Source organism: Mesorhizobium amorphae, assembly GCF_014843845.1.
Classification (GTDB): Bacteria; Pseudomonadota; Alphaproteobacteria; order Rhizobiales; family Rhizobiaceae; genus Mesorhizobium; species Mesorhizobium amorphae_A.
Map to the genome: position 1 here is coordinate 60,886 of NZ_JHQS01000008.1, position 11,450 is coordinate 72,335.

Consider the following 11,450-nt stretch of genomic DNA (forward strand, 5'->3'; position numbering starts at 1 on the left):
ACTTTTCACTCCTGGCCGCGCAAGCGGTGAATGTGTTCCACCAGTCCGGCAGTCGAGGCGTCCCGCTTTGCGGCATTCTCCTTGCCTTCCACGACAGGCAGCAGGCCGGTCGCTAGTTCCTTACCGAGCTCGACGCCCCACTGGTCGAACGAATTGATGTCGAACAGCGTGCCTTCGACGAAGACGCGATGCTCGTAGAGCGCGATCAGCCGCCCGAACGTATGCGGGTCGAGCTTCCTGTAGAGGATGGTCACCGAGGGACGATCGCCTGAGAAGACACGGTGCGGCGCGATCTTGTCGACATCGGCCGGCTTCATGCCCTTGGCCAGCATCTGCGCGCGCGCTTCCTCCAGCGTGCGGCCCTTCATGAGGGCTTCCGATTGCGCCAGGCAGTTGGCGAGCAGCAGGTCGTGGTGATGCTTGAGATCGGGTTCGTGGCCGACGGCGGCGGCGAGGAATTCGACCGGAATGAAATCGGTGCCCTGATGCAGCAACTGGAAGAAGGCGTGCTGGCCATTGGTGCCGGGCTCGCCCCAGACCAGGGGGCCGGTCGGCGTGGCGACCGCGCCACCATCAAGGGTCACGCTCTTGCCGTTCGATTCCATGTCGAGCTGCTGCAGATAGGCCGGCAGCCGGGACAGGCGCTGGTCGTAGGGGATGACCGCGCGGGCCGGATATTTGCAGACGACGCGGTGCCACCAGCCGATCAGCCCCATCAGCGCCGGCAGGTTCTGTTGCAGCGGCGCGGTGCGGAAGTGCTCGTCCATCTCATGTGCGCCGTCGAGAAAGGCCCGGAAATTCTTCGGGCCGATGGCGATCATCACCGGCAGGCCAATGGCGCTCCAGACCGAGTAGCGACCGCCGACCCAGTCCCAGAAGCCGAAGACGCGGTCGGCCTCGATACCGAACTTCGCCACCAGGTCGAGTGCGGTCGAGACGGCGGCGAAATGCTTGCCGACGGCTTCCTTGCCGAGCGCCTTCTGCACCCACTTCCTGGCCGTCTCGGCATTGGTCATCGTCTCGACCGTGGTGAAGGTCTTGGAGGCGATGATGAACAGCGTGGTTTCGGCGGACAGGCCCTTCAGTGTGTCGTGGATATGGGCGCCGTCGATGTTGGAGACATAATGCGCGCGCGGCCCGTCGTGATAGGGCGCCAGCGCCAGGGTCGCCATGGCCGGGCCGAGATCGGAACCGCCGATGCCAATGTTGACGATGTCGGTGATCTTCTTGCCGGTGGCGCCGGCCGCCTTGCCGGAGCGCACGGCGTCGGCAAAGGCGCCCATCGCGTCGAGGACGGCGAGGACTTCCGTCTTCACATCCTGCCCGTCGAGCACCACGCCCTTGCCGCTGAGGTTGCGCAGCGCCGTGTGCAGCACGGCGCGGCCTTCGGTGACGTTGATCTTCTGACCTGCGAACATAGCTGCGCGGCGGCCCTCGAGATCGGCGGCCGCGGCCAATTTCTCCAGCAGGTCCATCGTCTTCGCATCGACCGCGCATTTCGACCAGTCGAGCAACAGGTCGCCGTCGGTGGCGGAGAATGTCTCGAAGCGCTTGGGATCGGCGGCGAAAGCTTCGCGCATGCTGGCGGACGCGGCTGTGCGATGATCGCGCAACGCGGCGAACTGTTTTTGAAAGGACGATTGATCCACTGCAAACTCCGAGACCTGAGCCATCATTAAGGGCCGGATGTTTCCGGCGCGTGTCGTCGCGACAATGTATCGAGCCGAATTCCATCCGGTTCAATGCGCGGCGGTACGCAGTGCAGCATCAAAATCACGTGAAGGATCACTGGCATAAATCCCAGCGATCAGAAAAATTGATTGGCGCAACCCCTTGTGCCACGGTTACGTTCGGCTGGTCCAGCCAAGCAAAAAAGGCTGGCCATCGAGGAACAATTCCCATGCCACAGCGTAACGACACGGCCATATGGTCCGGCCTGTTCCGGATTTCTGCGGAATCCGGGCAGACCCTGCAGGCACAGATCCGTCAGGCGATCGTCGCGGCCATCCTCGACCGGCAGATTGCCGCTTCGATGCCGCTTCCGTCCTGCCGCATCCTGGCCGAAAAACTCGGCGTCGCCCGCGGCACGGTGGTGCTGGCTTTCCAGCAGCTGGTTGATCAGGGGTTCCTGGTGGCGCGCGAACGGCGCGGCCATTTCGTCAACCCGGACGTGCTGGCGACGCCGGCCAAGCCGCACCAGAAGGCGCCCGACCAGGCCAACGAGATCGATTGGAAGGCGCGCCGGCAGATCGCCGCCAGCGACATGCCGCCGCCGGCCAAGCACGACAACTGGATCAAGTCGTCCTACCCCTTTGTCTACGGCCAGTTCGACCCGGCGCTGTTCCCGACAGCCGAATGGCGCGAGTGCAACCGCATGGCGCTGGCCGTGCTCGAGATCCGCAACTGGGCCTCCGACATGGTCGACCGCGACGATCCGCTGCTGATCGAGCAGATCCAGGCGCGGCTGTTGCCGCGGCGCGGCATCTTCGCCAATCCGGACGAGATCATCGTGACGCTGGGCGCCCAGAACGCGCTCTATATGCTGGCTTCGCTGCTGATGACCAAGGGCTCGAAGGTGGCTATGGAAGATCCGGGCTACCCCGACGCACGTTCGATCTTCCGGCTGGCGGGCGCCGACATCCAACCGGTTCCGGTCGACCAGTCCGGCATCGTCACCTCGTCCATCCCCAGCGATTCCGGCTTTGTCTTCGTGACGCCCAGCCACCATTGCCCGACCATGGTGCCGCTGTCGGCGGAGCGGCGGCAGGACCTTCTGGCGCGCGCCAACCGCCACAACCAGATCATCATCGAGGACGGCTATGACAGCCAGTTGCTCGACGAGGCGCCTCAGCAGGCGCTGAAGAGCCTCGATCGCTCAGGCCGCGTCGTCTATGTCGGCTCGATGTCGAAGACCTTGGCTCCAGGTCTGCGGCTTGGCTACATCGTGGCGTCGGCCGGGCTGATCGCCGAGCTTCGCGCGCTGCGCCGCTTCATGCTCCGGCACCCGCCGGCCAACAACCAGCGCGCCGTCGCGCTGTTCCTGTCGCTCGGCCATCACGAGGCGCTGGTGCGGCGGCTGTCATCCGCCTTCGACGAGCGGCGCAAGCGTCTGGTCCATGCGATTTCCGCCTTCCTGCCGGAATGGCGTTCGACCGACTCGGCCGGCGGCACGTCGCTCTGGCTCGAAGGGCCGCGTGGCACCGATTCGCGCGGCCTGGCCGAGGCGGCTGCGTCGCGCAGCGTCATCATCGAACCCGGCGACCGCTTCTTCGACCGGACCGAAAAGCCGTCGCGTTTCATGCGCTTGGGTATTTCCTCGATCGCGCTGCAGCACATCGAGCCCGGCATCCGCGAACTGGCGACGGCGGCAGGCCGCAGGCCGGCGGCAGCCTGACAGGCTACTTGGAGCCAATTCAAAACGGGGCCGGAAACGGCCCCGTTTTCTTTAGCGCCCTGGCATATGCGACGGGACCCGCTGGCTCATAGGCTGTACCAATGCCGGCGGCATAGTCGATGCATAAAGGGGACGAAGCAGGCCGATGGTGGACCAACCGCCGCCTCCTGCTTCGCGGCTAAAGGTGGAGTGCCTCCATGTCAGTGGCTCTTGAGAAGCAGGAAGCGTCGAGCGACCAACGTTCGCGGCGCTCAGGCGGGCGCGAAGCGCGTCGCGCCATGCGAGCGGCACCGCTCGCCGACGATATCAGGCCGGTGCGCGCCGGCCTCGAAGGCGGCAGTTATGGACCGCTCGGCGAGAACGATCGCGAGCGCATCCACGAGGCGGTGCTGACGCTGCTGGAGACCGTTGGCTTCGCCAACGCCATTCCCTCCTGCATCGAGGCGCTGACCAAGGCTGGCGCCACCTACGGCGATGATGGGCGCATCCGCTTCCCGCGAGCGCTGGTGCTGGACACCATCAAGAAGGCGGCGCGGCATTTCACGCTGCACGGCCAGGACCCGAAGCACGACATGCTGATCAAGGGCAAGCGCGTGCATTACGGAACGGCGGGTGCTGCCGTGCACCTGGTCGACGTCGAGAAGCGCGAATACCGCGAGTCGCTTTTGCAGGACATCTATGACGCCGCCCGCATCGTCGAAGGGCTCGACAACATCCACTTCTTCCAGCGGCCGATGGTGCCGCGCGACATTCCCGATCCGCTCGATATGGACTTCAACACGCTCTACGCCTGCGTGATGGGAACGTCCAAGCATGTCGGCACCTCGTTCACGGTGCGCGAGAATGTGCAGCCGGCGCTTGAGATGCTTTACGCGATCGCTGGCGGCGAGGAGAATTTCCGCGCCCGGCCATTCGTGTCGAACTCGAACTGTTTCGTCGTGCCGCCGATGAAGTTCGCCGAGGACGCCTGCGGCGTGCTCGAAGCCTGCGTCGAAGGCGGCATTCCGATCCTGCTTTTGTCGGCCGGCCAGGCCGGTGCCACGGCGCCGGCGGCGATTGCCGGCGCGGTGGTGCAAGCGGTGGCCGAAGTGCTTGCCGGCCTCGTCTATGTCAACGCCATCAAGCCCGGCCACCCGGCGATCTTCGGCACCTGGCCATTCGTCTCCGATCTCAGGACCGGCGCCATGTCGGGCGGCTCGGCCGAGCAGGCGGTACTGACCGCGGCCTGCGCGCAGATGGCGCAATTCTACGATTTGCCGGGCGGCTCGGCCGCCGGCATGACGGATTCGAAATTGCCCGACATCCAGTCCGGCTATGAAAAGGGCATCACCGATGTGATGGCCGGTCTGGCCGGGCTCAACCTCGTCTACGAATCGGCCGGCATGCATGCCTCGCTGCTCGGATTCTGCCTGGAAAGCCTGATCATCGACAATGACATGCTGGGCCACTGCCTGCGCTGCGTGCGCGGCATCGAGGTGACCGACGAGGCGCTGTCGATCGACACCATCGCCGATGTCTGCCTGAAGGGACCGGGTCACTATCTCGGCAACGAGCAGACACTCAGGCTGATGCAGACAGAATATTTCTATCCGGCCGTCGGCGACCGTTTCTCGCCGAAGGAATGGAACGAAAAGGGCCGGCCCGACATATTGCAGCGGGCGATCATCGAGAAGAAGCGCGTGCTTGCCGAACGCTTCCCGCGCCACGTGCCGAAGCTGGTCGACGACAAACTGCGCGCCCGCTTCGGCGAGATGATCAAGCTGCCGCGCGGCGGCATGGGCGGTTGAGGCGCCTGTCTCGGAAACCGGTCAGTCGGCGCTCAGCCTGTATTGCTCGACCACTTCGGCGCTGATCAGCTTGGCATGCAGCGCCATAAGCACGATCTGCGCATCGAAACTGTCGCCGACGTCGAGGGCCGCCTCGATCCGGCGTTCCGCATCCAGCCGCCGCTCGGTGCCGTTGGCCTGCTCGAATGTCTGCGGCCCGGCGATGCAGTAGGCGAAAAGCTGCGCCATGGATCGATAAGCGTCTGACGGCGGCTCGTCGGGCCAGTGATCCTTCATCAGATTGACGATGGTGAGCTTCACGCCCTCCGGAACAAGGGCTGGATGAAGGTCGGCACCGCGCAGCGCCGCGTCGAGCTCCCTGAGGTCCCCCGAGCGGCCGAACATTCCAAGAAAACCAAGGGAAGAGCGCCGTTTTGTCATGATGATCCTGTTCCGCTTTCAAACAATATGGGCAGCGCGCGCCGCTATTGCACATGCAGGCGGATTGCCAGGAGCGATCGGGTGCCTATCTGGCGTAGCTGCAAACATGAGTCTGGCTTCGCCGACCATCGACGGGACAGTGCAATTCTGCGAGGAGAACCCATGAAGAAGACCTATCACGGCAGCTGCCATTGCGGCGCGGTGCATTTCGAGGCCGATCTCGACCTCGCCGAGGGCATCCGCAAATGCAACTGCAGTTTCTGCTGGAAGCTCGGCTACAGGAAATCCTTCACGGCCTTCGAGGCGCTGCGCGTAACGGATGGCCGCGACCGGATGCGGGAATACAAGGCGAGCCCATCCAACTGGCCGGAAGGCGACATCAACCATTATATGTGCCCGAACTGCGGCGCGAACTTCTTCTCCCGCGGCTACCTCGATTTCATGGGCGGCAATTTCTGGGCGGTGAATGTCGCCTGCCTCGACGATGTCACCGAGGAGGAACTCGCCGCCGCGCCGATCATCTACGAGGACGGCAAACGCGACCGGCAAGACCAACCGCCCGAGATTACCGGATATTTGTGAGCGGGTCCCGGACCAAACCAGGAAGGCACGTCGTCAGGCCAGGCGTAAAAAGGGCGGCTTGATCAGACCAAGCCGCCCTTTGTCGCTTGCACGAGCGCCGCGATGTGCCGCTCAGTGGTTGTCGCGCGGCACGCCCCTGGTGTGCGCCACATCCTGGTATTTCACCGCCGGCTTCAGCACCATGCCGGCCGAAAACTGGTCGACCATGCCGCGCTGGATCTCTTGCCACGGCGTCTGGTGCTGCGGATAGTGATAGCCGCCATTGTTCTGCAGCGCCGCGCGCCGCGTGGCGATCTCTTCGTCGCTGACGAGGATGTTGGCGGTGCCCTTGTTCAGGTCGATGCGGACGCGATCGCCGGTCTTGAGCAACGCCAGGCCGCCGCCGATCGCGGCTTCGGGCGAGGCGTTGAGGATCGACGGCGAGCCCGACGTGCCCGACTGGCGGCCGTCGCCGATGCAGGCCAGCGCATGGATGCCCTTCTTGATGAGATAGGCCGGCGGCTGCATGTTGACGACCTCGGCACCGCCCGGATAGCCGATTGGACCGGCCCCGCGCATGAACAGGATGGTGTGCTCGTCGATGCCTTGCGCCGGATCGTCGATACGGGCGTGGTAATCCTCCGGCCCATCGAAGACCATGGCGTTGCCCTCGAAGGCTTCCGGGTCTTTCGGGTTGGACAGATAGCGCTCGCGGAATTCCGGCGAGATGCCGCTGGTCTTCATGATCGCCGAATCGAACAGATTGCCCTTCAGGTTGATGAAGCCGGCATTGGCCTTGAGCGGCTTGGCGACGGTGCGGATGACGTCGGCGTTCTCGTTGGCCACGCCCTTGCAGTTGTCGCCGATCGACTTGCCGTTGGCGGTCATCGCTTCGGGGTGCGGCAACAGCCCGGCCTTCAGCAGTTCGGCCACAACGGCCGGCACGCCGCCGGCGTGGTGATAGTCCTCGCCGAGATATTCGCCCGTCGGCTGCAGGTTGACGATCAGCGGCACGTTGAGGCCGACCGTCTGCCAGTCGTCATTGTCGAGCGGCACGCCGAGATGGCGGGCGATGGCATTGAGATGGATCGGCGCGTTGGTCGAGCCGCCGATGGCGGAATTGACGACGATGGCGTTCTCGAAGGCCTGCCGCGTCATGATGTCGGACGGCTTCAAATCCTCATGCACCATCTCGACGATGCGCTTGCCGGTTTCGTAGGAAATCTGGCCGCGCTCGCGGTAGGGTGCGGGAATGGCGGCCGAACCCGGCAACTGCATGCCAAGCGCCTCGGCCAGCGAGTTCATGGTGGTGGCGGTGCCCATGGTGTTGCAATAGCCGGTGGACGGCGCCGAGGAGGCGACGATGTCCATGAACTCGTCATAGTCGATCTCGCCGGCCGACAGGCGCTGGCGGGATTCCCAGACGATGGTGCCGGAGCCGGTGCGCTTGCCCTTGTGCCAGCCATTGAGCATCGGGCCGACCGACAGCGCGATCGCCGGGATGTTGACCGTGGCCGCCGCCATCAGCATGGCGGGCGTTGTCTTGTCGCAACCGATGGTGAGCACGACGCCATCGAGCGGATAGCCGTACAGCACCTCGACCAGGCCGAGATAGGCGAGGTTGCGATCGAGGGCTGCGGTCGGGCGCTTGCCAGTCTCCTGGATCGGATGGCACGGGAACTCGAAAGGGATGCCGCCCATCGAGACGATGCCCTCGCGCACGCGCTTGGCCAGTTCGATGTGGTGGCGGTTGCAGGGCGACAGATCGGAGCCGGTCTGGGCGATGCCGATCAGCGGCTTGCCCGACATCAGCTCGGCGCGCGTCAGCCCGTAGTTCAGGTAGCGCTCGAGATAAAGCGCCGTCATGCCCGGGTTATCAGGGTTGTCGAACCACTCCTGCGAGCGAAATTTCTTCTTATCTGTGGGGGCGCCGGCCATCATGGTCTCCATATTTGTAGGACAAATCGATATGGCAACGCGCCGAAGCAGGCAAGAGGCATGCGCGATCCGAACCAACACTTTGGTGCGATAGACACAACAGCGCCCCTGCGCTAGGGCTTCGAGCCAATCTTTCCGGGAGGTTTTGATGGCTTTGGTGATCGAAGGCGAGGAACGCATCGCCGCACCCCTGCAAAAAGTGTGGGAAGCGTTGAACGATCCCGAGATCCTCAAGGACACCATCCCCGGCTGCCAGAGCCTCGAGATGAAGTCGGCGACCGAGATGGCGGCGACCGTGGTGCTGAAGATCGGGCCGATCAAGGCGACGTTCAACGGCGAGGTGACGCTGAAAAACCTCAAGCCGCCGCATTCCTATACGATCCAGGGCGAGGGCAAGGGGGGCATCGCCGGCTTCGCCAAGGGCGGCGCCGACGTGACGCTGACATCAGACGGGCCGGACACGACGGTGCTCAAATACGCTGCCAAGGCCGATGTCGGCGGCAAGATCGCCCAGCTCGGCAGCCGGCTGATCGAATCGACCTCGAAGAAGCTGGCGGGGCAGTTTTTCTCGAGCTTTGGCGAGAAAGTGGGCGGCTGAGCCGCGGCCGACCTACTCGAACACGATGCTTGGCACCGCGGCTTCCGCCGCGCCGCGTTCCTCATTGACCCGGTCCCATACCTTAGCTGCGATATCCCGATAGATCTTCGCTTCGGCGCTCTCCGGCTTCGAGACCACCACCGGCGTGCCGGCATCCGAGCTTTCGCGGATGCCCATTTCGAGCGGCACCTCGCCGAGGAAGGTGACGCCGAGGCGCTCGGCTTCGCGGCGGGCGCCGCCATGGCCGAAAATGTCGTAGCGCTTGCCGGTGTCGGGCGCGAGGAAGTAGCTCATGTTCTCGACGATGCCGAGCAGCGGCACGTCAACCTTCTTGAACATGTTGAGACCTTTTCGCGCGTCGATCAGCGCGAGGTCCTGCGGCGTCGAGACGATGACGGCGCCGGCCAGCGGCACCTGCTGCGCCATGGTCAGCTGGGCGTCGCCGGTACCAGGCGGCATGTCGACGACCAGCACGTCGAGCGGACCCCACTCGACCTCGCGCAGCATCTGCGTCAGCGCCGACATCACCATCGGCCCGCGCCAGATCATCGGCGTCTCTTCGTCGACGAGGAAGCCCATCGACATCACCTTGAGGCCATAATTCTCCATCGGTTTCAGGATCTTGCCGTCGACAGTCTGCGGCCGGCCATGGATGTTGAGCAGCCTTGGCATGGACGGGCCGTAAATGTCGGCGTCGAGCACGCCCACCTTCAGGCCGTTGGCCGCCAGCCCAAGCGCCAGGTTGACGGCGGTGGTCGACTTGCCGACGCCGCCCTTGCCGGAGGCAACCGCGATGATCGCCTCGATGCCGGGCACGCCACGCTTGCCGTGGCTGTGCGAGGCCGGCGCCTGCGGCGCAGGCCGCTGGGGTGCTGCCGGCGCCGGCCGTGGTGCGGGACGCGGCGGAACCGGAGCCTCCATGCCACCGCCTTTCTTCTCGGCGGTCAGCGCGACGATGGCGCCGGCAACGCCGGGGATCGCCTTGACCACCCGCTCGGCAGCGGCGCGCAGCGGCTCCATTTCCTGCGCGCGGGCAGCGGGAACGGTGATCGAGAAGAACACTTTGCCATCGGCGATGAAAATCTCGGAAACCATGCCGAGGTCGACGATATTGCCGGTGAAGTCCGGCCCGTTGACCGTCTTCAGGCGCTCGATGACGATTTCCTTGGTAACGGACATCAGGTCTTCCTTATGCAAGCTCGCGCCTGAGATAGTGCAGTTTCCGGACAGAACCAAGCCGTGGAGCAACGGCCGGCCTGGTGTGCCCCGGAAAACGACGGAAGCTGTCGGATTTGCCTGATCGACGGTCGCCAACCATCCGGCGCGACCTATCTGAAGGAGCAGCATGAGCACGACATCAAGGGAAGGAGACGGATCATGCTCGCAAACAGCAACGCAACGGCCAATCTCGCGGTGAAGGACCTGGCGAAGGCAAAGGCCTTTTACGAAGGGACGCTGGGCCTCAAACAGGTGGACGACATGGGCGACGAACTGGTCGTGTACAAAAGCGGCGACACCGTCATCAATGTCTATCATTCAGAATTCGCCGGAACCAACAAGGCGACGGCGGTGACCTGGACGGTCGGCGACGAGATCGGCAGCGTCGTCAAATCGCTAAAGTCGAAAGGCGTGGCCTTCGAGCACTATGAGATGCCCGGCCTTTCGCTCGAAGGCGATATCCATGTCGGCTACGGCATGAAGGTCGCCTGGTTCAAGGACCCGGACGGCAACATCCTAAACCTGGTGGACAAATAGGCGGCCAAGCAGCGCGAGCATGATCTGGCGCAGCCGCGCCGTGCCGGATAGCTTGCGCCGATGATCGACAAGCTGGAATTCTTCATCGCTCTGGCCAAGGAAGAGCATTTCGGCCGGGCCGCGGAAGTATGCGGCGTTACCCAGCCGACGCTCTCGGCCGGCATCAAGCAGCTGGAAGGCCAGCTTGGCGTCATGCTGGTGCTGCGCGGCTCGCGCTTTCAGGGGCTGACGCCGGAAGGCAAGCAGGTGCTGGTGTGGGCGCGCCGTATCGTCGGCGACAGCCGCACCATGCGCGAGGAGATGCGCGCGGCGCGACACGGGCTTTCCGGCCGCATCCGCATCGCCGCCATCCCGACGGCTTTAGCCATGGTGGCGCGGCTGACGACGCCGTTTCGCGAAAAGCATCCGGGCGTCACCTTCTCGGTGCTATCGCGAACCTCGATCGAGGTGCTGTCGCTGCTCGGTAATTTCGACATCGATGCCGGCATCACCTATCTCGACAACGAGCCGCTGGGGCGGGTGACCAGCGTGCCGCTCTATGACGAGCGCTATCAACTGATCACGGCGGTGGGAAACCCCTATTCCGACCGCGACAAAGTGACATGGGCGGAAATCAGCCAATTGCCGCTCTGCCTTTTGACGCCGGACATGCAGAACCGCCGCATCATCGACCAGCATCTGGCGGAGGCCGGCGTGCAGGTGCGGCCGACGCTCGAATCCAACTCGATGATCGTCTTGTTTTCGCATATCCGCACCGGCAAATGGTCCTCGATCATGCCGCTCAACCTTGCGGAAACATTCGGCTTTTCCGAACCGATCCGGGCCATTCCGATCGTCGAACCGGATGCCAGCCATACTGTCGGGCTGGTGGCGACGCCGCGCGAGCCGCACACGCCGCTGGTCCAGGCGCTACTGGACGAGGCGATGGCGCTGGCGGACGATTTCCACGCCCGCCGCTGAGCTAGACAGTGCTGGCTGAACAGGCTTGATAGAAAAT

Annotated in this window: 10 protein-coding genes; 6 read left to right on the forward strand and 4 right to left on the reverse strand. The window is 64.2% G+C overall.

Annotated elements, in window-relative coordinates; translation table 11 throughout:
- Positions 1 to 5: 5 nt before the first annotated feature.
- Positions 6 to 1,649, reverse strand: coding sequence for a glucose-6-phosphate isomerase (gene pgi / locus DH08_RS04385; RefSeq protein WP_192178077.1), 1,644 nt, complete (start codon positions 1,647 to 1,649; stop codon positions 6 to 8).
- Between the two features lie 251 nt (positions 1,650 to 1,900).
- Between pgi and pdxR the strand changes: the two genes are divergently transcribed.
- The gene (pdxR, locus tag DH08_RS04390; RefSeq protein ID WP_006202854.1) at positions 1,901 to 3,394 is read left to right on the forward strand and encodes a MocR-like pyridoxine biosynthesis transcription factor PdxR; all 1,494 of its coding nucleotides are present in this window, start codon (positions 1,901 to 1,903) and stop codon (positions 3,392 to 3,394) included.
- 197 nt (positions 3,395 to 3,591) lie between these two features.
- Positions 3,592 to 5,181, forward strand: coding sequence for a trimethylamine methyltransferase family protein (locus DH08_RS04395; RefSeq protein WP_192178078.1), 1,590 nt, complete (start codon positions 3,592 to 3,594; stop codon positions 5,179 to 5,181).
- Positions 5,182 to 5,202: 21 nt separating this feature from the next.
- Here the strand turns inward: DH08_RS04395 and DH08_RS04400 are convergent, their stop codons facing one another.
- Positions 5,203 to 5,601: a hypothetical protein gene (locus DH08_RS04400; RefSeq protein ID WP_192178079.1), complete on the reverse strand. Its 399-nt coding sequence runs from the start codon at positions 5,599 to 5,601 to the stop codon at positions 5,203 to 5,205.
- 162 nt (positions 5,602 to 5,763) lie between these two features.
- On the opposite strand from DH08_RS04400, the gene DH08_RS04405 reads away from it, so the two are divergent.
- Positions 5,764 to 6,183 (forward strand): GFA family protein, encoded by a 420-nt coding sequence (locus DH08_RS04405; protein ID WP_006202851.1) that lies wholly within the window; start codon positions 5,764 to 5,766, stop codon positions 6,181 to 6,183.
- 111 nt (positions 6,184 to 6,294) lie between these two features.
- Here the strand turns inward: DH08_RS04405 and DH08_RS04410 are convergent, their stop codons facing one another.
- Positions 6,295 to 8,100: an IlvD/Edd family dehydratase gene (locus DH08_RS04410; protein WP_192178080.1), complete on the reverse strand. Its 1,806-nt coding sequence runs from the start codon at positions 8,098 to 8,100 to the stop codon at positions 6,295 to 6,297.
- 148 nt (positions 8,101 to 8,248) lie between these two features.
- Between DH08_RS04410 and DH08_RS04415 the strand changes: the two genes are divergently transcribed.
- On the forward strand, positions 8,249 to 8,698 hold the full coding sequence (locus tag DH08_RS04415) for an SRPBCC family protein (protein WP_192178081.1): 450 nt from the start codon (positions 8,249 to 8,251) through the stop codon (positions 8,696 to 8,698).
- Positions 8,699 to 8,710: 12 nt separating this feature from the next.
- Here the strand turns inward: DH08_RS04415 and DH08_RS04420 are convergent, their stop codons facing one another.
- Entirely contained in the window at positions 8,711 to 9,880 is a 1,170-nt protein-coding gene (locus DH08_RS04420; protein WP_246800685.1) for an Mrp/NBP35 family ATP-binding protein, read from the reverse strand.
- 195 nt (positions 9,881 to 10,075) lie between these two features.
- On the opposite strand from DH08_RS04420, the gene DH08_RS04425 reads away from it, so the two are divergent.
- Together DH08_RS04425 and DH08_RS04430 are read left to right on the forward strand one after the other, a co-directional pair.
- Complete coding sequence (locus tag DH08_RS04425) at positions 10,076 to 10,453, forward strand: VOC family protein (protein ID WP_181056397.1); 378 nt, start codon at positions 10,076 to 10,078, stop codon at positions 10,451 to 10,453.
- A 60-nt stretch (positions 10,454 to 10,513) separates the two neighbouring features.
- On the forward strand, positions 10,514 to 11,413 hold the full coding sequence (locus DH08_RS04430) for a LysR family transcriptional regulator (protein ID WP_006202846.1): 900 nt from the start codon (positions 10,514 to 10,516) through the stop codon (positions 11,411 to 11,413).
- Positions 11,414 to 11,450: the final 37 nt, after the last annotated feature.